Annotated in this window: 16 protein-coding genes and 1 pseudogene; 12 read left to right on the top strand and 5 right to left on the bottom strand. The window is 52.1% G+C overall.

The genetic code is table 11. The annotated features are described in order from the left end of the window. Positions 1-17: 17 nt before the first annotated feature. Positions 18-404, bottom strand: coding sequence for an integrase core domain-containing protein (locus FYJ85_RS21170; protein WP_206213376.1), 387 nt, complete (start codon positions 402-404; stop codon positions 18-20). Here FYJ85_RS21170 and FYJ85_RS21165 point away from each other — a divergent pair. After that, positions 363-1,802, top strand: a complete 1,440-nt coding sequence (locus FYJ85_RS21165) for an AAA family ATPase (protein ID WP_154420689.1) — start codon at positions 363-365, stop codon at positions 1,800-1,802. The two genes, FYJ85_RS21170 and FYJ85_RS21165, sit on opposite strands and share 42 nt — an antisense overlap. Positions 1,803-2,268: 466 nt before the next feature. Here the strand turns inward: FYJ85_RS21165 and FYJ85_RS21160 are convergent, their stop codons facing one another. Continuing rightward, complete coding sequence (locus FYJ85_RS21160; protein ID WP_206213375.1) at positions 2,269-2,646, bottom strand: HTH domain-containing protein; 378 nt, start codon at positions 2,644-2,646, stop codon at positions 2,269-2,271. A 261-nt stretch (positions 2,647-2,907) separates the two neighbouring features. On the opposite strand from FYJ85_RS21160, the gene FYJ85_RS21155 reads away from it, so the two are divergent. Beyond that, positions 2,908-3,348, top strand: a complete 441-nt coding sequence (locus FYJ85_RS21155; RefSeq protein ID WP_206213374.1) for a DUF2924 domain-containing protein — start codon at positions 2,908-2,910, stop codon at positions 3,346-3,348. Next, positions 3,239-3,886: pseudogene (locus FYJ85_RS21150) on the top strand (recombinase family protein); the annotation flags it as partial. The gene FYJ85_RS21155 and the pseudogene FYJ85_RS21150, both read left to right, overlap by 110 nt. Here the strand turns inward: FYJ85_RS21150 and FYJ85_RS24510 are convergent. Further along, a complete protein-coding gene (locus FYJ85_RS24510) occupies positions 3,777-5,102 on the bottom strand; it encodes a hypothetical protein (protein ID WP_420856506.1) in 1,326 nt (441 codons plus the stop codon). The pseudogene FYJ85_RS21150 and the gene FYJ85_RS24510 overlap by 110 nt on opposite strands. Positions 5,103-5,184: 82 nt before the next feature. Then, positions 5,185-6,057, bottom strand: a complete 873-nt coding sequence (locus tag FYJ85_RS21145; RefSeq protein ID WP_154420686.1) for an AraC family transcriptional regulator — start codon at positions 6,055-6,057, stop codon at positions 5,185-5,187. Positions 6,058-6,161: 104 nt separating this feature from the next. On the opposite strand from FYJ85_RS21145, the gene FYJ85_RS21140 reads away from it, so the two are divergent. From FYJ85_RS21140 to FYJ85_RS21130, 3 genes are all read left to right on the top strand, one after another. After that, complete coding sequence (locus tag FYJ85_RS21140) at positions 6,162-7,253, top strand: sialidase family protein (RefSeq protein WP_154420685.1); 1,092 nt, start codon at positions 6,162-6,164, stop codon at positions 7,251-7,253. 10 nt (positions 7,254-7,263) lie between these two features. Next, positions 7,264-8,508, top strand: a complete 1,245-nt coding sequence (locus tag FYJ85_RS21135) for an acetylxylan esterase (protein WP_154420684.1) — start codon at positions 7,264-7,266, stop codon at positions 8,506-8,508. 111 nt (positions 8,509-8,619) lie between these two features. Next, positions 8,620-9,354, top strand: coding sequence for a type II secretion system protein (locus tag FYJ85_RS21130; protein WP_154420683.1), 735 nt, complete (start codon positions 8,620-8,622; stop codon positions 9,352-9,354). Between the two features lie 251 nt (positions 9,355-9,605). Here the strand turns inward: FYJ85_RS21130 and FYJ85_RS24545 are convergent, their stop codons facing one another. Next, positions 9,606-10,520: a hypothetical protein gene (locus FYJ85_RS24545; RefSeq protein WP_235903256.1), complete on the bottom strand. Its 915-nt coding sequence runs from the start codon at positions 10,518-10,520 to the stop codon at positions 9,606-9,608. Positions 10,521-10,556: 36 nt separating this feature from the next. Here FYJ85_RS24545 and FYJ85_RS21125 point away from each other — a divergent pair, with 36 nt between their 5' ends. From FYJ85_RS21125 to FYJ85_RS21100, 6 genes are all read left to right on the top strand, one after another. Further along, positions 10,557-13,871 carry a glycoside hydrolase family 2 TIM barrel-domain containing protein gene (locus FYJ85_RS21125; protein ID WP_235903255.1) on the top strand — a complete coding sequence of 1,105 codons (3,315 nt, stop codon included), beginning with the start codon at positions 10,557-10,559 and terminating at the stop codon, positions 13,869-13,871. A gap of 120 nt (positions 13,872-13,991) precedes the next feature. Further along, positions 13,992-15,107: a transposase gene (locus FYJ85_RS21120; protein ID WP_154420681.1), complete on the top strand. Its 1,116-nt coding sequence runs from the start codon at positions 13,992-13,994 to the stop codon at positions 15,105-15,107. Between the two features lie 233 nt (positions 15,108-15,340). Next, complete coding sequence (locus tag FYJ85_RS21115) at positions 15,341-15,742, top strand: hypothetical protein (protein ID WP_154420680.1); 402 nt, start codon at positions 15,341-15,343, stop codon at positions 15,740-15,742. Between the two features lie 73 nt (positions 15,743-15,815). Next, the gene (locus FYJ85_RS21110) at positions 15,816-17,063 is read left to right on the top strand and encodes an acetylxylan esterase (RefSeq protein WP_154420679.1); all 1,248 of its coding nucleotides are present in this window, start codon (positions 15,816-15,818) and stop codon (positions 17,061-17,063) included. A 12-nt stretch (positions 17,064-17,075) separates the two neighbouring features. After that, entirely contained in the window at positions 17,076-18,347 is a 1,272-nt protein-coding gene (locus FYJ85_RS21105) for a glycoside hydrolase family 1 protein (protein ID WP_154420678.1), read from the top strand. A gap of 198 nt (positions 18,348-18,545) precedes the next feature. Continuing rightward, complete coding sequence (locus FYJ85_RS21100) at positions 18,546-19,565, top strand: IS5 family transposase (RefSeq protein ID WP_154420697.1); 1,020 nt, start codon at positions 18,546-18,548, stop codon at positions 19,563-19,565. The last annotated feature ends 246 nt before the right edge of the window (positions 19,566-19,811 follow it).

Here is a 19,811-nt window from a genome sequence, read left to right as displayed (position 1 = left end):
TTATTCCTTCTTCACCGTTATGCCGCCCGCGCCTCCCGTTTATAGCCGTGGAACAGACCGCCGAGGAATGATATTTCGACAAGATCGCCATCGGGATCATTCGGGTACGGCAGAATCATTCTGCCATTGAGTCCTTCGTGCGGACGGTAATGATTCCAATACTCCAGGAATTCGGTAACGGCAAGCCGGATCTGTTCCCGCGTCCTGAATATGATCTTGTCCAGACATTCCGTTTTCAGGGCGCGGATAAAATTCTCGCATCGGCTGTTCATCATCGGACAAAACGGCAACAATCGTTTGACGGTTATCCCGATGGATTCGAAGATTGAATCGAATCGCCGGGTGAACAGGGCGTCGCGGTCATGGATCAGATATTTTTTGCCGAGCAGAAAGCCGTCCCACATGTCGCACATATTTCGGGCGATCTGCGCCGTCCAATTGCCGTCCGGGCTATGGGCGATGCCGCCGAGCCGAACTTCACGGCTTCCGATGTCCATGAAGAACAACAGATGCTCCCGGATCAATCCATGCTCCGTGACGCGCTCGACCGTGGCGAAATCGGTCGCGGCGGTGACGTACTGCTGGGTTTCGATGAACTGCCGCCAGATGAGATCATCGCCAATCTCCTGAAGAAAAACGAGGAACAACGCTATTTCGGCGCGCGGGAGCTGATGCGGAGGTTTCCCGATATGAAGGAGCCCATCATCGACGGTCTGCTTCGGCGCGAGGAGGTGATGAACCTTGTCGCCGCCCCCAAGACCGGAAAATCTTGGCTGGTAATGCAGCTGGCGTTCAGCCTCGCCGCCGGATGTGAATGGCAAGGGCGCGGATGCGCGAAGTCGCGGGTTCTTCTGATCGACAACGAGCTGCACAAGGAAACGCTTGGCTGTCGTCTGGCTAAAGTCGCCAGGGCGATGGGGATATCGCCCGATGATGAAATTCTCGACAACCTGACCGTCTTTCCGCAACGCGGCGGAAAAAAAGACCTGCGGGAGCTGAAGGAGAAGATGACGGAATTCAAGGAGCGCGAGTTCGACGTTATTGTCATCGACGCCTTGTATAAGGCGCTGCCGCCGGACGTCGATGAGAACAGCAACGGGCAGATCACGGCCATCTACAATCTGCTGGATGGCTACGCTCAAACGTCGAAAGCCGCCTTTGTCCTCGTACATCACACCAGCAAGGGCGGCCAGGCGAACAAGAGCGTGACGGACGTGGGTTCCGGCGCGGGGGCGCAGTCGCGGTCGCCGGACGCCCATCTCACGCTTCGCCCCCATGAGGAGGATGGTGTGGTGTCGGTCTATTGCTGCGTGAGGAGTTTTCCGCCGGTCGCTCCGTTTTGCCTCCGAAAGGATGAAAACAACCTGTGGGTGCTTGCGCCGGAGTTCGCTCCGGACGACCTGGAAGGTAAGGTCAAATCGGGCCAGTCCGAGCTGGCGAAGAAACGGAAGCTGACAATGGAAGATGTTGCGGAGACAATCCATGAATATCTCGACGAGCTGAAACCGCCTCTTCCCAAAACCCGGTTGGTGGAGAAGATGCGGGAGATCAGCGGAGCCTCCAAGTCTAAAGTTGAATCGGCAATCTCGCTTCTCGTCGACAACGAAATACTGGAAGAGCGTTCCGGCGATCCCGCAAAGCGGCAGCAGGCGATGAAATGCTACCATTTTGGCAAGGCGTCGCCCCATTACGTCCCGCCCAAATCGCTTAAGGCAACCGAACCTGAAAAAAGAAAAGCAAGCCCGGAGAAGAAGACGTGTAAAACGAGGCGCAAAAAAACTGAAGACGCGCAAGCATTCTGATATTCTGCTCCCGCTTCATGCGGAGCAGATATCTGAATAGATTGCGTCAGCAAATTTTCAATTTTTCATAATCACTACATATATAGGGCTTGTGAGGAATTGAGAAATTGGAAAATTGCTTATTGACAACGAGTTGCGGAACAGCAAAAAAAGAACTGCTTCGACAACTGAAAATCAATTCGAGAGGTGTTTTTATCATGAATGAAATTGAAAAAATGGAATGGCTGCGGCGGCTCCAAGCTGACCTTTCGCCGCTTGCCCACCTGAGGCCAACGATTCCCCCCTGGGCCTTTTTCCCGTGAGGGCGCGGGAAGGACTCGGGCTGTCAAAGACAGTTTCCGCAACCGGCGGAGAGCCGGGGAAGCCCGATCCGACCCCCAACGGTTCCCCCCTGCGGCCTTTTCTTTGAGAGGGCGCGGGAAGGACTTGAGCTGCAAGACAGACTTGCTTGCTGACGCTAAAAAAATTAACCTTTTCGATTCAACTCAAATTTGCCGCGCTCGGCGCTGCGGATGATTCGGGGGCGTTCTTTGGTGGCGATTTCACGGAAGATGGCGGAGTAGAGGGTTTGCTCCGGCGTTTTCGCGCCGTTGTTTGCCCACAGGCCGCTTGCCGTCGCGAGTTCGACCAGTTCGCGGGTGTTGAGCGCGGTTCCCGGTGGTTGCGCCTGTAACGCCCGGATTGCCGCTTCAAGGAGCGCGAGACGCTGGGCTGGGGCTTCGAGCTTGGCGATGGTGAATTCGCGACCTGATTTCAGGCTACGGACTTGGTAGCCGGACTCGGTTTGTGCGATGACTTCCACTTCGACGCGGTTGCGTCCGACTTTGACGATGGCTTTCTGCATACGATCCTCCTGGTTTTGGTTACGCATACATAAAGCTCTCTATCGGCAATATAGCAAATCATATTTCAACAAAAAGGATTCATATGGAAAAAGACAAGGTGAAAATGTTGGCGGAACTCTTGGCGGCGGCGATTATGCGGCTTGCCGGGATGCGAGTCGCGGCAATAGCGAAATAATTGTGGATGATAGACTTGCTATGTTCAAAATGGAGAGCTTTCTATATGACCGCGGCCCGATAACCACACAACGAAAGGAATGAAAATGGATATGAAAGAGAACTTCAAACGGGAAAACGTCCGGCGACAGCTGATGGAATTGCAGACGCTGGAAATGCCGGAGCTGACGGCAAAATGGCGCGATTTATTTCAGCGCGAGCCGCCGGAGTATGGCGTGGTTTTTATGCGCCGGCGGTTGGCTTGCCGGATTCAGGAACTGATGTATGGCGGCGTAGCCGAGGAAACGATGCGGCGCATCGGTCGGGTCAACACGAAGATTTCCCGGCGCAATTCCGGATTGCGGCCCGGCACGCAGATCAAGCGCGTTTGGAATGGCGCGGAATATGTCGTTGCGGCGGTCGAAAACGGCTATGAATATGACGGGCGGATTTTCAAGACGCTCTCCGCCGTGGCGAAAATCATCACCGGAGCCAATTGGAACGGCAACCGTTTCTTCGGGTTCACCAAGGAGGTCAAACGTGGCTGAAATCACCACTTCGAAACGTTGCGCAATCTACACGCGCAAAAGTACCGACGAGGGGCTGGACATGGATTTCAATTCGCTCGACGCGCAACGCGAGGCAGCGGAGGCATTCATCGCCAGTCAGAAACATCGCGGTTGGAGTTGTCTTGAAACCGATTATTCGGACGGCGGATTCTCCGGCGGCAATACCGAACGTCCGGCGTTGAAACGGCTACTTGCCGACATCAAATCCGGCAAAATCGACGTGGTGGTCGTTTACAAAATCGACCGGCTGTCGCGTTCGCTGCTGGACTTCGCCTCGTTGCAGACGGTTTTCGACGAGCATCAGGTCAGTTTTGTTTCGGTGACGCAGGACATCAACACCTCGACCAGTTCGGGGCGGATGATGCTCAATATCCTGATGACTTTCGCCCAATACGAGCGTGAAATCATCACCGAGCGCATTCGCGACAAGATCGCCGCCGCGAAAAAGAAAGGGAAGCATTGCGGCGGCCCGGCTCCGTTGGGATATGCTTCCGACCCGCAGACGAAAAAGCTGATTCCTGGGCATATTGGTGATCCCATGTGATTTCGCCGGGCTTCTCCGCCGGTGTGCCGGATATCGGTTTCAATTGCCAGTCGGTCAACCGGATCCGGGGGGCGCTTTCGGCGCGGAACTCATATTGCCCCATGCCGTTGGTGACCGCGAGACTGTTGCTGATGCTTTCGGTCAGCAGCCCGTCGCCGAGAATGATGCCGAAACGGCCGAAATTATCTTTGCTTGCACCCATCTGCCAGCCGTCTTTGACGGCGGGGCGGGGGCGGGGCTCCTCGCGCAGCGCTTTGCCGGTCAGCTCCGACGCGGCCCGCAGCAGAAAGGGATCGTAGGCGGCCTTGCCGGGAATCAGGTCGACGCCGATGCCGAGCGCGGAATAGAGTACCCGGCCTTTGCCCGCGATTCCTTCGACGACAGCCGGGGAGCCGTCGGCGAAGGCAAGGCGGACTTTGCCGTCTTTCAAGACGATGTTCCGGTAGACGCCGAAGCTCGCATTGTTGAGTCCGCGAAACAGGGGATCGGCGGCGGATTCCGGCTTCACTTGTTTCCGTTCCGGAATCCCCTTGCTCTCAACCGGCGTGCTGTTTACCGGCAGCAAAGCGTCGATTTCGGGGTCGGCGGTGACCGCGCCGACATAGAGCGGCGTGCCGCCCTTGACGGCACCGGCAATCCGGGCCGCCATCTCCGGTTCCGGGCGGGCGGCGGCGTAGACGATCAGGTCGGCGCTTTCGGGGGAGTCTGCAAGAACCGCCTGCTCCTTCACCGTTTCCAGCAGGATTTCCCGGAATCCCGGATAGGGAAGCCGGTCGGTGACGCCGCGGACAGTCGTCGGCATGCAATCCTGGTTGTCGAAGTGAAAATAGATTTTCATCGCATTGGCCGGCGCCTTTGCCGCATGGTGAAGCGGCGGATGGACGGTGATCTCGGGCTTGTCGTCGCCGCCCGACAGGTTGTCGAGGGTGTCGATCTGGAAATCGGTGAATTCGACCTCCACCTTTTTCCCCGCGACGTTGGCGGTGGTCAGGGTCAGCTTGAGCTGCCAGATGTGATATTCGGCGTCGCCGAGGTTGAAGGTGGAATCCAGCGGCAGGAGATAGGTTTTCGGCGCTTTCCCCGCGATGACGACCCTCGGCCCCCATTTTGTGGCTATCTTGCCGGAGGAATCCCGGTAGGAGAGGATGAGGCCGGCTGTGACGGTTTCGCCGCTGGACCGCGACCCCACGATGGTGGGGCTTTGTGCCGCCTTCGGCGGATTTTTTCTTTTTTTACGGCTCCTCCACCGTAATCGCCGCCGCCTTCTTTCCCTACAAATGCGCTCTCCTGAACTCCTCCGGCGACACCCGGTAGAACTTCCGGAAGGAGCTGCAAAAGTAACTTGCCGACTGGAATCCCGACTGTTCCGCAATCTCACGCACCCCCGCCGACCCGCGCAGCAGCAGTCGAACCGCATGCAGCAACCGCTGCCGATGCAAGTACACCGCCGGAGTCATCCCCGTCACCCGCAAAAACACCCGCCGGAACTGAACCTCCTTCAGCCCCGCCGTCGCCGCAATGTCCGCCACACTCAAGGCCGCCGTGTGGTTCCGGTAAATAAACTCAAGCGCCCGACCGATCCGGGGATCGATTCCCCCTTCTCCCCGCCCCCGGAACTCCCCCGCCAGAATCGCCTCGCGCTCCAGAATCCGGATCAAAGAACCCACAAACGCCGCCGAACGCTGCCGCGAACTGTTGCGCAAAGCAATCCCCAACTCCAACTGCTCGAAAAACGCCTCGGGATGACGCAGCTTGCGGAACAATGAGGAGAATCCCGAAAACAAATGCTCCGCCTGAAGCTGCAACGGCAGCAAATGAAGCACGTAATTCGTACAAGCTTCGCACCCCGGCGCCAATTCGTAACAGTGCAAAGCATTCTCCGGAATCAACGCGCAGCCGCCGGACTCCAGGATCGCTTCCCCATCCTCAATCCTCACTTGAACCCTGCCGCTTTTCACAATCAGGATCAGGCTGTCGCCAATCCGCCGCGGCGGCACCTGCCACCCCGTCGTGCAATGCCACTGGGAGATGTTCAACACCAACGGATCCGGCGCGGCCAGAACTTCCGCCAGCGCCGCCGCCTGTTCGGGCGTCAGGCGATCTTCAAGCCTGTCTTTCCATTCATTTCCGTAAAGACTTTCCATGATTGTATCGAAAATTTAAATAGATCAATCTTTTTTTCTATTGGACGTTACACAAAAATATAGTATAATTATATCAGAATGCAAATCATAAAAGGAGTTTCTCCATGATTCAGGAAGTTTTGACGAAACCCGCTCTCGTGGGAAATATCCACCTTCACCCCGGTCCGCAGTTTACGACGCCGCACCGTCTGTGGCAGGGCTGCCCGACCATCGAGCGCACCCCCGGCGGCCGGTTGCTCGCCGGCTGGTACTCCGGCGGCATGCGGGAACCCGATATGGCCAATTATAATCTGCTGGTCAAAAGCGACGACAACGGCCTCACCTGGACGGAACCGATCCTCGTCATCGAAAGTTTGTTCTTTCCGGGACTCCGCTGCATCGATATCCAATTGTGGATGGATCCCGACAAAAAGCTCTGGCTGTTCTGGACCCAGGTGACCGGCTGGGGTGACCCCTCAAATTTATGCCATGAAACCTGGGCGATGACCACCATCGCGCCCGACGCGGATGAAATCCCTTGGTCGGAACCGTTCTATGTGGCGAAAGGCTTCCTCCGCTGCAAACCGACGGTTCTCCGCGACGGGCGTTATCTGCTGTGTTCTTACGACCGTGATTCGACCACCTACAATTATTCCGAATCCTCCGACAAGGGAACAACCTGGACCCGGCGCCAGGGCGGGCAGAAAGTTCCGACCGACTTCGACGAGTCGATGATCCTCGAACACCGCGACGGCACGCTCCATCTTTTCGCCCGGACCGGGGATTCCGGCTTCCTCGGCGAAAGCTTCTCGCGCGACGGCGGCAAAAGCTGGACAAACGGCTCCAATAGTCCCATCGTCGCCCCCGGCAGCCGCTTCTACATCGCCCGGTTGAAATCCGGCAACATCCTGCGGGTAAGCAACGACAGCGGAACGACGCGCACCAACCTCAAAGCCTTCCTGTCCTTCGACGACGGCAAAAGTTGGCCACACTCCATTCTGCTGGACAACCGCAACCACGTTTCCTATCCGGATGTGACCGAGGATTCCAGCGGAAATATCTACATCGTTCACGACTGGAGCCGGCTGGAGGAAAAAGCGATTTTTCTGTCGCGCCTGACCGAAGCGGACATCATCGCCGGCGGCCCGGTCAACGCGGATTCCTTCGTCGGCCGTCTGCTCAACCAGCCGCCGCGCCACCCGATTTTTCCACGATAAGGCAACGAAGATGATGTATAAAACTCATTTGGGGAGGAAAAGCATGCGCCGCTTATGGCTCACATTCTTTTGTTTTTTGGCGACGGGCGGCACTCTTTGCGCCGGACACCGCCTGGTCGGGGATACGGCCAAGAATCCGTTGGAATACTCCTGTGGCGAGGAGATCGTTTTTACGGTCAAACTCCAGAATGACGACGGCGGTTGTTCGCTCGGCCATCAACTCCGCTGGAAGCGTACTGGAGACGACGGAGTCATTGAAGAAGGGCAGGCCGTTTCCGGCAACGAGCCGCTGGTTATCAAAACCAGCTCCGCCGTTCCCGGCACGGTTCTGCTGGAGGTGAAGGCTCCCGGCACGCGCGCTTTTGAAGGCGGCGCTCTGGTGGGACGCGATCAACTATGTCCCCCGCCCGAACCTGCCGGATTCCGACAGAATTGCTCTCGGCTGAGCGAAGATGCCGGCAGAGTCGAGCTACAGGCAAAATTGGATCGTTATGACGCCGGCACGGTTCAGGCGGAAGCCTACCAATTCACCATCCCCCTGACCGGCGGAATGGTGACAACCGGAACGATGTTGATTCCCGTTGGCGCGGAACCGAAGTCGCTTTCGGCACGGGTCCATTTTCAGGGATATGGCGCCTACGCGGCGCGCTTAACGGCAAACGATTTCACCCCCGGCGAGATCGTCGCGGCAGTTTCCGCTCACGGGATCGACAATTTACAGGAGGAAGTGTTTTACAAAAAGCTCGAAGCCGGCAAACTCAAACGATATGGATTCAAGGATAACGATCCGGCGGAAAAATCCTATTTTTACGGCATGCTATTTCGGGATTTGGTGGCGTTGCGGTTTATAAAATCACTCTCGGCATGGAATCGGAAGTCGCTTCTGGTCGAAGGCGGCAGTCAGGGCGGTTTTCAGGCGCTGGCGATGGCGGCGCTGGATCCGGAGGTTACCGGATGCCGTGCGATTGTTCCCTGGATGGGAGATATCGGCGGAGAAAAGCTGGGACGGAAAAAAATCGGATGGCGGCCGGAATCTTCTCCGGGATTGGCCTGTTATGACATCATTCATTTTGGTAAAATGATCAAATGTCCCGTGGAACTTCAGATTACGTTGGGCGATCCCGTTTGTCCGGTTGCCGGGCGCTGGCTGCTGTGGATGGCACTGCGTGCGCCGACAAAACTGACGGCGGTTCAGAATGTCGGTCATACAGGAAATTATTGGGAGGGAAAAACAAAATTCATACTGGAAAAATGATCTGTTCCGCGGTTTCCGAAACAGAAGAAGAATTATGATTTATTCTTCGGAGTATCAAAGAATCGCCCTGGTAATACAGGGAACACCAGCCTTAACAAAAGAAAGAACAAAATGAAAAAATTCACACTGATAGAACTTCTTGTGGTTATCGCAATCATTGTAATTCTTGCCGCCATGCTGCTGCCGGCTTTGAATAAGGCCCGCGATAAAAGCCGGACGATCAGCTGTGTTTCCAATCAGAAACAGATTGGTCTTGCACTTGGCATGTATAACAACGATTTTGATGGTTTTTTCCCCAAGGGTTACAGCGGAGGCATTTTTTGGAGCCAGACTGTCTTTGATTGCGGTTATCTGCCTCAGTCGGTATTTGCTTGCCCATCCATCCTGGGCGTGGGTCTCGGAGTTAACGAATTTGGGCTGGATACCGCCAAAAGGCTTCGCGCAGGCACAGTATCCGGCTGGCGCTGGATGTGCGTTTCTCCGGGATTGAATGCGGGGGAAATGGGCGGTTATGAGGACACCGACGACAGTCCGTACCTGAAAGCCGGTAATATCAAGCAACCAAGTTTTTTTATCGTTGCAGCAGAAACATCCGGACCGGTCGCCCGTGTTCACAATACGTTCGAGCCAGGCAGGACGATGGTCTTCCCGCATCATGCCAACGGCCAGCAGCTGAATGTCATACATGGAGACGGCCATGTGAAAACATATACTATCGTCGGGAAACCGAATTGGTGGGATTTTTGCTCTTTCGTATATTCCGAAGAAGGTCCATTGAAAGGCCGCCAGTATGATAACAATCCGTGGACACGTGACGGCGCCGCGCGCAGCACGACGAACCCTTAAGATATAAGAACCATTGGCTCATGAACAAGGAAAGATTTGCCATGAAATTATTTTTGCTGTCCGTGTCGCTCTTTGCCGCTGCATGCGCATCACGCGGAACCGAACCGGCTCTGCCGCCGGGAGCTTACGCCCAATGGGATTTATCAAAGGCGTGGAGCCGTCAAACATCGGCACGCGAAGAGATATGCATCAACGGCTTGTGGCAATTCCGCACGGACAGCCGCCCGACGCGGCTCGAACACAGCGAAGTTTTATTTGACGCTACTGTTGGAAAAACGTCCGGTCAAATTTGGAAAATCGGGAAACTTCCAGCCGGCAACACTCTCAACATAGCCCTTGATCCCCGGTGCAAACGCTCCGCGCAAGCCTCTTACCGTTTCGATCTCGCAATCGAACCGAATACGAATTTCTATCAGCTTTCTCTTATGATCCCCGATCTGCCGACAGAGAGAAATGTGACCTTTCAGATGGATATTCTGCAGAAATTGGAATCGGGTTCCCTGTATCTCGAAGTACAGGACGCCCAAAACATGAATAATTACAATATGCGGCTTCCCGCTTTCCCCGCTGGAAACGGATGGCAAACCGTCAAATGCAATCTCCGGCTGCCGGGCAACGTGAAAACGCTGAAGGTGCTCGCCCTGCGCAACGGCGGTTCGGAAACGGGAATCAAAGGAAGCGTCTGGCTTGACAATATCCAGGTCGTTAAAACCACGGTGAAACCGGCGTTGGGGGTGGCTCCGCCCGTCGAAAAAAACTGGGGATATATTAAAGTCCCGGGTTCGTGGTTCGACAGGAACTACTGGGCGAATGAGCCGCAGGGGCCCTCCGGCAATCCGCCGGCTCCCCCCTCGAGAACCATTGATTTTTCTCATGATACGGTTTACTGGGCAAAGGATGATCCGGGAATCGACAATCTCGGAGAAATCCGGTTCGGATGGTTCAAACGGGAGATCCGGATTCCCCGCGATTGGGACGGTAAAAATATTTATCTTGCTTTTAAACGCATTTCGACGCAAGCCCGGGTTTACTGCGACGGCAGGGAGGTTGGAACGCTGGGCTTTCAGGGCGGAGAAATTGATATCACCGATCATGTGAAACCGGACAGGAACGTGGAGCTTGCCGTCCTGGTCGAAGCGATGAAGCCGTGGGAGGTGCTTCCCCATTTGCTTCAGGAACAGGACGGCTGGTCCGCACAGCTGATGAACTCCGCCGGAATTTCGGGAGATGTTTTTTTAGGGGCCCGTCCCCGGAACATTCAATTCGGGAAGCCGGTCATCCGTACGGAGACGCCGGGCTGTAACGTCAACATCTCCATCCCGCTGAACAAAGCGCCGAAAAAGGATATGACCTGGCACTGCGCGATCCGCCCGGCAAAGATCGGTTCGCCCGACCGTAAAAGCTATGATTTCACCGGCACGCTCCCGGCCGGCGCATCGGAACTGAAAATCGCCGCGGATTGCCCGGATGCGGAATTATGGGATATTTGGCGCCCCAGCCTCTATGAGATGACCCTGAAATTGGAAGAAGAAGGAACCGTCGTCGATGAAATCCATCCGGAGACCTTCGGATTTCGCCAGTTTGAGATTCGGGGGCGGGATTTTTATTTGAACGGGATCAAACTCCATCTGACCCCCTGTGCTTATGCGGCCAACAATAATCGCGATACGGAGGCCGCCGTCCGCCACTGGATGAAACAGGTTCGCGCAGCCGGATACAATTTTGTATACATCGATGAGTCAAGCGAATCTCCCGGCAATTTCCCGATACCATTCGCGAAGGTTTGCGACGAAATGGGTATGCTGGCAGCCCTCAGCTCAATCAATACCCGCAATGCGGTGGCAGAAAGCGCGTTCAAGAATCATCCGATCGAGGCTCCCGAATGCTGGAACGAGTGGACAAAAATCACGGAAAATACCGTAATGAACAACATCAATCACCCGTCTATTGTCATGTGGCGCATGAATATGAACATGAATATCTACAATCAGGATCAGAATCCGCTGTTCCTCGACGGCGTGAAGGATTTTGAACCCGGCTCCGGGTTCATCAAAAAAGCGAATGCGATGAAAAAAACCAACGACTTCATCCGTTCGCTTGATCCGACTCGTCCCGTTTACAACCACGCCTGCGGTAAGACCGGTGATGTCTACACGCTCAACAACTATCTGGGATGGCCGGAAATCCAGGATTTGCGCGAATGGCTCAAGTATTGGGCCGCCTCAAAGGAAAGCAAGCCGCTTTTTATGGTGGAACAAGCCACCCCGTATCCCGGTGATTTTCAGATGCGGGATCCGAAATACTGGTTCCGGAACGAACCGCTGGTTTCGGAATACGGCGCGATTATTCTGGGTGAAAAAAGTTTTCTGATGGAAGAAAACGATTACGTTGATTATCTTGAGCTCGCGTGGAACAACCGCCGCCGAGCCAACAGCATGAACCGGGGAGTCGGCTTTAAATGGCATGCTTCGCCCGGTTATATCTGTTATCATATTCCACCCATTGTGGATAAATGCATCACAATGTATTACGAGTCGCTGCTGCCGGCATGGCGAACCTGGGGACTCTCCGGCGGTATGAATGCGTGGGAAAACTGTTGGCGAAGTGTAAAAAAACGCGCTCCCAGCAGCCCGTTCTGCGTCATTCCGCCCCCGGTGGCGCTTCCCACCGACTGGAATAATCTTCAGCGTCCCGGCCGTTCCGCCGATACCTGGAACTACAGTTCGTGTGCCGGCGGTGAACTCAGCACGCTTTTCGATCTCGGTCGGCCGGAAGAAAAAGAGTATTTTGAACCGACGCTCCGGGCCGAAGCGTTTCCCCGGTTGCTGGCGCCCCGGTACGCTTATATCGGCGGCCCAGCCGCGACCTGGTATACGCAGGATCACGCTTTCTACTCAGGAGAGCAGTTGACCAAAAGCGTTATCATCATCAATGACAGCCGTAAAACGGAAACCTTCAAAATCAACTGGCGCGTCATGATGGGAACGGTCAGCGTGGCTTCCGGCGAATCCGTTTGCAAAATTTCCCCGGCGGAAAACGCGAAACAGGAATTCACCTTCACGGTTCCGCAGGTAACAGGAAAAACCGCCGCCCGGATCGAAGCCGATGTGCGCGGTGAATTTGGCGCGTTAAAGGTCGCTCCGTTTGAGCTGCAGTTCTGGCCGCAAAAAAACGAGCGGCAGCGGTTGGAGAATTGGGCTCTGTTTGACCCGGAAGGAACAACCGCCGCCGCATTTGCCCGGGCGGAAATCCGTCCCGGACTCGGGATGCTCCGTCCGGAGGATTCCCTCCCGAAATCTCTGCGCGTTCTGGTGATCGGTTCGCTGGCATTAAAAAAACATTCCGGGGCAAAGCTCTTTGCGGATCTTTCCGACCGAATCGCCGACGGGTTGCAGGTTTTAGTCATGCCGCAGGACGAGGAGACGCTGAAAAGGGTATTCGGGATGCGCGCTTTTACCCCCGGCTCCCGGCAGGTGTGGATCAGGGATCATTTCAACCCGGTGTTTGCCGGTCTTGAAGATTCCGATTTCGCTGATTGGCGCGGCGCGACCTCACTGGGGCCGTTGGCGGAACAGGCCCGAACCCTTGTTGAAGATCAACGGTACAAGTTAGTCTGGCGCTGCTCCCGGGAAGGCGTAGTCGCTTCCACGCTGGCGGAGAAACCCCACTCCACCGCATTCCGTCCGTTGATCGATGCCGGTTTCGATCTGCGCTATACCGCGTTGTGGGAAGCGCGTGAAGGAAGAGGCCGGATGATCTTCTGCCAGCTCGATCTGGATGACCGCCTGGGAAAGGAACCCGCCGTTGATCTCTTAATGCGCAATCTGGTCAAGTCGCTTTCGACGCCTCCGGCCGAATCAATGGTGCGGCTGCAACCGAAAGAACTTTTCAGCACGGAGAAAGCTGTGATTGCAAGTATGGCCGGCAAAGTCCTCATCCTGAGGCGCGGTTCCGCGCAATGGCTTGCCGCCGGCGGCGCAGAAATTGTCAGTGATCATCTGAAAGAAGGCGGTGTCGTCACCGCATTCGGGTTGAACATGGATGACGGCGAAGCCCTGGCCGCCGCCGCCGGCGATACCTTCGGCGTCGATCGTGTCACCCTCTGGAAAAATCCGCTGGATCCGAGACGCATGCCCGAGGCTTTCGCCGGCTTGTCTTCGGCGGATACCAGTTGGCGCAAACGGCTGGAGGCGGTCCGCGTGTACGCGGTGCTGCCGGGAAGCTGGCGTTCCGAGACGGGCGCCCTGGCGGTGGCAAAATCCTCCACCGGCCAGGTGGTGTGGGTTGCCGCGACAGCCGATGATTTCGACACTGAGCAACGGCCGGATCTGATTTTCACCAAGGTCAAAACGGCTCGTCTGGAAAAGATCATCCTTGCCAATCTTGGCGTAGACACGGCCTCCATGCCGCTCTGGTCATCCTGCCTCGGCCCGGCGGGGAAGCCCCTTCCGGAATTTCCGCTTTATATGGATAAACGGCAACCCCGGGATGATCCCTACGCATATATGCGCTGGTAGGAGAGACTGCGCCGGATTCGAATATGTCAGAGGTAATTTCAAAAGTTTTTAATTCGGCGGGATGGAAAAAAGAGGCAGAGGGCTCATCTTAACTCTGGGGCTATCAAACTTGGAAGAAAAATGAACAATCTGCCGAAGCTTTACTTTACCATGGAAACCTATCTTTTCCCAATGCTGGAAGAAGAATTGGGCGAATTAACCGCGAAGATGAGGGAGTTTTTGCGGATTGTCGAAGTTGTTCGCCCGTCCCGGTTCATCACCAGTGCGTTGCGTTGGTGTGGATTGGGCAGACCGATGAAAGACCGCGAGAAAATGCTTCTGGCATTTTTCCTGAAAGCGGTATACGACCTTCCGACAACGAAGGTGCTGATTGAAAATCTGAATACGAATCCGAGTTTGCGAAGAATCTGCGGATGGGAATATCGCGGCGAGGTTCTGTCCGAGGCAACGTTTTCCCGAGCGTTCAAAGTGTTTGCCGAGGAAAGAGTTCCAGATGCCATTCACGCGACGATCGTGAAGGAGAATTACACAGAAAAACTGGTCGGACACGCAAGCATCGATTCCACGGCAATCATCGGAAGGGAAAGGGCCTGCCGTAAGAATACGCCAAAAATCAAGCTCAAAAAGAAACGGGGCCGGAAAAGCAAGGCGGAAAAAGCGGAGTTGGCGAGACGGGAACTCTCCGAAATCAAAACCCGGCGGATTGAACTTCAGCCGAACCGGAAGCTTGCGGAAAATATCAGCGATCTGACGCAAGGCTGCGATTGGGGCGGCAAACGGGACAGCAAAGGGAAAACTTCATTCTGGTGCGGATACAAGTTGCATCTGTCCATTGGGGATGGAGGAATTCCGTTGGCGGCGATTTTGAGTTCGGCATCCATGCATGACAGTCAAGCCGCAATTCCTTTGATGCAAATGGCTTCTGAGCGTACAACCATTCTGTATGACTTGGCGGATTCTGCTTATGACGCGGAGGAAATCAAAGCGTTTTCGAAACAGCTCGGTCATGTTCCGGTGATTGACCCCAATCCGCGCCGGGGAAATAAGATCGAACTTGCCCCGGCACGAAAGATTCGTTATCGGGAACGTTCAACGGTTGAACGCGGCAACTCGGATTTGAAAGACAACTACGGCGCACGTCATGTCAGAGTCAAAGGACATTGGAAAGTTCTTTGCCACTTGATGTTCGGGGTGATCGCCATCACGGTGAAACAACTATTCAACATGCTTGAATAGAACGGATTAAGCGGATATAAACAACTGAATATCGAGAACATCCCGCGTTGACAGGAGAGGAGGGAAACGGCCCAAAATTTGATTTTTCGTGGCTTTTTGTGAAAAAGTCGGAGTTGGTGCGCCAAAACGGTTTTGACGCACGAAAAAACGAGTCATCAACAAGGATGAGCCAATACTTTTGAAATTGGCTCTTTAATCTATATTGCAAGGATAAGACAACGAATCATAGCAGTGTGAAAATCTTTGAATGTCCGACAATAACAGATATTGAGAACAATGCATTTGCACCTTATGTATCATACTGCATTATGGGTCATTATTCAGCTGCGCCGGATACTCAGACCTCTCTGTATTTCGGTGCATATGGTGCTGCAAGACGTATCAAGCAGAGACAAGTCACACAGCCCTCTCTACGGTTTTATCTGCATGAAATGCTTGTAAAGAAGATTGTATATGCCTCAAATGCCATTTCAGACTCCGTTTTCGATGCCCATACTCTATCAACTAATATTCTTTATGCTGATTTTCATGTAGCAAACCTGCGCGGGGTACCGAATCCGACAAACCGTAAGCTGGAGTTCCCATATGTAAAAATAATGAATAAATGTCTTAATAGTGATGTTACAACATATTAATAGCTAAAAGCCAATTGCGCAAATCTTTTTGAAATCAGCTCAACAAAATAACTCATCAGAAGAGGAATATGGAATGAAAAAAATAATATTTGCCGCATTCTGTGCATCCATTCTCCCGCTCTTTGCGGAATCGCTCTATTTCGATGGAAAAACCGATAAGAATCCGGTACTCTATCAAGTCGGAGAGCCTATGGTTTTTACTATAGCTCTCCGGGATAAAGATGCCGAAAATGAAATAGCAAAGGGTCACAGAATCACATGGACACGATTGGGCGATGACGGAAGAACGGAAAAAGGAAACGCAGTTTCCGATCAGCCGCTCATCATTACAACCAAAAGCGAAAAACCGGGATTCGTATGGATCAAGGTAAATATTCTTGATGAAAACGGAAATCCGCGGAAGGGAATTTATGAAAATTTCACCGGAGGTGCAGGAGCAGAGGTCAATAAGCTCCAGGCAGATTCGCTGCCCGATGATTTCAAGACATTCTGGGATGCCGAAATCCAAAAATTGCACTCAACTCCATACACAAAAAAGATCACGGAAATTGCATCCCGGGACCCCGCAGTGAAAGTATTGAAATTTGAACTTTCCACATTCCCCGGCGACCGTCCGGCGACCGGATATATTCTCTATCCTGTGGATGCTGCAAAAAAATCTCTTCCGATGCTCGTCAATTTCACTGGATACGGATTCCATAAAACCAATATCCCGTATTCTGCAAGCAAAAAACAGCTTGTCGTTGAAGTGACCCGTCAAGGCGAAGAGCCGGATCGCGAACCGGAATATTACAAGAACCTTCAAACAGTTGAAATGAAAGGCTATTGTTTCCGCAACAATAACGACAAACATAAAAATGATTTCTACGGCATGTACATGCGCGGACAACGCGCTATGCAGTATGCGGAATCTCTTGATCTCTGGAACGGAAAAGATATTACAACAAGCGGCGGATCAATGGGGGCGGCTCAGTCAATCGCGGCTGCGGCACTGAACCCGAAAGTTACACGGTGTACGGCATTCATTCCGTGGGTCGCGGATCTTGCCGGGAAAGCCAAGTTCAAACGCTTGGGCGGGTGGGCTCCGGAATATACGGAAACACTCCGTTATTTTGATACGGCAAATCTGGCATCCCGTGTAAAATGTCCGGCGGAAATCACGATCGGACTCGGCGACTATATCTGTCCGCCTTCCGGACAGATGATACTGTTCCGCAATCTCGGCGGCAAAAAGACCTTGAAAATTCGGCAGAATATGGGACACGGAAGATGTCTTCAGCCCAATCCTTATGAAGTAATATTTAATGAAGAAATCCGCTGATTGGATATAAAAATGTTGAACACACTTTCTTTTCCCGAAATCAAGTTTCCTGAAGGCTTTGTATGGGGCTCGGCAACGGCCGCCCATCAGATCGAAGGCGATGATATTAATTCTGAAAACTGGTATGCAGAGGAACAATACAAAGAAAAATCCGGCAAGGCATGCAACAGTTACTGTCTTTATAAAGAAGATATCGAACTCCTTAAAGAGATTGGTCACAGGGCTTATCGTTTTTCCATTCCATGGAGCCGGATTGAGCCGGCGGAAGGAAAATTTTGCAAACAGGCTCTTGATCATTACCAGGATCTGCTTTGCTGTCTGAAAGAAGCCGGAATCAAATCGTTTGTGACATTGCTTCATGGCAGCATGCCGCAGTGGTTGGCACTGAAAGGCGGTTTTCTGAAACGAGAAAATATTCGCTATTTTGAACGATATGTCGAATATGTTGTAAAAGTTCTTCATCCGTATGTTGATTCCTGGATGGTCATTAATGAATTCAATATTGCCGGAAGCGATGCAAATAACGAATATGCTTTGATACGCGCGAACAATCTTATTGCACATGCTAAAGGGTATCATATAATAAAAAGCTTTTGTAATAAACCTGTAAGTTCCGCTCATGCGCTGAGATGCAGTCAGCCGGAAAATCCGTTTGACAAATTTGACTGCATTTTTGCAGAGCTTGACGACTGGAAAACGAACGAATTTTTCTTCCATGCAATTCGCACAGGAGAAATAGTTCTTCCTTATACAGAAGGAGAATATGTTCCGGAACTAAGAGATTCTCTTGATTACTGGGCTGTCAATTATTATAACCGTAATATCATCTCCGCTCGTAAAAAGAGTTCTGCGAGTGTGTGGTATACTGCAACTCACCAGAAAATGATTGATAAAGATTTTTATCTGGAAGAGGTTTTTCCGGAAGGTCTTCTGAATGGATTGCAACGACTGAAGGATAAACCTGTCTATATTACTGAAAATGGAATTTGCTGCGATGATGATCGCTGGAGAATACTGAAACTTGCATCAGATCTTGCCGCAATATCTGATGCTATAAAAAAAGGCGTCGATGTTCGCGGATATCTTCACTGGACAACAATGGATAACTATGAATGGAGTTCATTTGTTCCGCGATTCGGTCTTGTTCATGTTGATTTTAAAACATTTAAGAGAACTCCTAAAAATAGTGCATGGTTTTATAAGGAATTGATCGAACTCAATGGTTTTGACGGAACGCTGGTACAGAAGTATATACCGGAGCTTCCTGTATTGAAACTTTATTGAATATTTGGTGCAGGAAGCCAAACCCAATATCGTTTTGATACATAAGTCATTCAATATCGTATAGGGTATCTCTAAAAACCTATTTTGGTAAAACTGCATAAAAATTAAATGGAACTTATTGATAATAAAATATTTAATTCGATTTTTACGAATTTTGTGCTATATTATCTCCAAAGTAAAATAAATTTTGGAGGCAATATGCAAAACGGACTATTTGATGTCGAGTTTCGGATGGATGAGTTGAGCAAAAACGGTGATCCGTTAGAAAAATTCAACAAATATGTCCCGTGGGAAGAGTTTCGCTCCAAGCTGGAGGTCATTCGAAAAAAACGAAACGGTAATGTTGGTGGGCGTCCGCCATTTGATGTCGTTTTGATGATGAAAATTTTGGTCCTTCAGTCCATTTACAACCTCAGCGATGACAGCACTGAATACTTGATTCGCGACCGTTTGAGTTTTATGCGTTTTCTTGGGCTTTCGCTTGGAGATAGAGTTCCGGACGCAAAAACGATTTGGCTTTTTCGCGAGCAGATGGGCAATGCCGGACTGGTGCGAGAGATGTTTGACTGGTTTGACGGCTATTGGCGGAAGAACGGTTTTATGGCAAAACAAGGTCAAATTGTCGATGCGTCAATCGTTTCCGTGCCGAAGCAGCGCAACAGTAGGAAGGAAAACGAGGCAATAAAAAAGGATGAGCCGCCAGTTGAGAATTGGTCAGATGCAAAAAAGCGGCAAAAAGACACTGATGCCCGCTGGGTAAAGAAAAACGGCAAGAATTTTTACGGCTATAAAAATCATATTCAGGTGGATGTCAAGCACAAGTTTGTGCGTGATTATGAAGTAACAGACGCTTCGGTACACGACAGCAATGTTTTTGAGGCGATTTTGGATGAAAATAATACCAGTAAAGATGTCTATGCGGATAGTGCTTATCGCTCGCAGGAGAAAGAGGAGAACCTCAAAAAACAAGGGTATCGTGCGCATTTGCAACGCAAGGGCTATCGGAATAAGGCTTTAACCGAATGGGAAAAACGAGGTAATCGCACGAGGTCAAAAGTGCGTTCACGGATAGAACATATCTTTGGCATACAATCACAGCGAGCGGGAAATTTGATCCTGCGAACGATAGGAATGGCGAGAGCGAAAGTGAAAATCGGATTGCGAAATCTAGGGTTCAACCTGGAACGATTCTGTACTTTGATGGTTGTTTCGGCATAAAACCGGATTAAAGCGGAATTAAAACTTCAAACTGACAGAAATAGTCGAACGAAAAAGAAGAAAATAGCGATAAAAATTTTTAATTTCAAAAAATCGGAAATAAATTTAACACAAACACTCACACCTGTCCTAACAAACTTTTGAAGGGGTGAAAAAAGTGGAGCCAACTTGTCCGTAATAGTATATTACGGTTGCCTAAACCACAAGGAGGCTCCGTAATGAAAAATACATCAGTCAGTCTTTTTC

Source organism: Victivallis lenta (genome assembly GCF_009695545.1).
GTDB lineage: Bacteria > Verrucomicrobiota > Lentisphaeria > Victivallales > Victivallaceae > Victivallis > Victivallis lenta.
Note: the sequence above shows the minus strand (reverse complement) of the source record. Positions and strands in the feature narration are given on the sequence as shown.

Excerpts from the sequence above, each read along its gene's own strand:
- FYJ85_RS21130 (WP_154420683.1), top strand. The coding sequence starts at position 8,620 with ATGAAAAAATTCACACTGATAGAACTTCTTGTGGTTATCGCAATCATT.
- FYJ85_RS21110 (WP_154420679.1), top strand. The coding sequence starts at position 15,816 with ATGAAAAAAATAATATTTGCCGCATTCTGTGCATCCATTCTCCCGCTC.
- FYJ85_RS21160 (WP_206213375.1), bottom strand. The coding sequence starts at position 2,646 with ATGCAGAAAGCCATCGTCAAAGTCGGACGCAACCGCGTCGAAGTGGAA.
- FYJ85_RS21100 (WP_154420697.1), top strand. The coding sequence starts at position 18,546 with ATGCAAAACGGACTATTTGATGTCGAGTTTCGGATGGATGAGTTGAGC.
- FYJ85_RS21145 (WP_154420686.1), bottom strand. The coding sequence starts at position 6,057 with ATGGAAAGTCTTTACGGAAATGAATGGAAAGACAGGCTTGAAGATCGC.
- FYJ85_RS21140 (WP_154420685.1), top strand. The coding sequence starts at position 6,162 with ATGATTCAGGAAGTTTTGACGAAACCCGCTCTCGTGGGAAATATCCAC.
- FYJ85_RS21120 (WP_154420681.1), top strand. The coding sequence starts at position 13,992 with ATGAACAATCTGCCGAAGCTTTACTTTACCATGGAAACCTATCTTTTC.
- FYJ85_RS21155 (WP_206213374.1), top strand. The coding sequence starts at position 2,908 with ATGGATATGAAAGAGAACTTCAAACGGGAAAACGTCCGGCGACAGCTG.
- FYJ85_RS21135 (WP_154420684.1), top strand. The coding sequence starts at position 7,264 with ATGATGTATAAAACTCATTTGGGGAGGAAAAGCATGCGCCGCTTATGG.
- FYJ85_RS21125 (WP_235903255.1), top strand. The coding sequence starts at position 10,557 with ATGAACTCCGCCGGAATTTCGGGAGATGTTTTTTTAGGGGCCCGTCCC.
- FYJ85_RS21105 (WP_154420678.1), top strand. The coding sequence starts at position 17,076 with ATGTTGAACACACTTTCTTTTCCCGAAATCAAGTTTCCTGAAGGCTTT.
- FYJ85_RS21165 (WP_154420689.1), top strand. The coding sequence starts at position 363 with ATGGATCAGATATTTTTTGCCGAGCAGAAAGCCGTCCCACATGTCGCA.
- FYJ85_RS24545 (WP_235903256.1), bottom strand. The coding sequence starts at position 10,520 with ATGGGGAAGCACCTCCCACGGCTTCATCGCTTCGACCAGGACGGCAAG.
- FYJ85_RS21170 (WP_206213376.1), bottom strand. The coding sequence starts at position 404 with ATGTGGGACGGCTTTCTGCTCGGCAAAAAATATCTGATCCATGACCGC.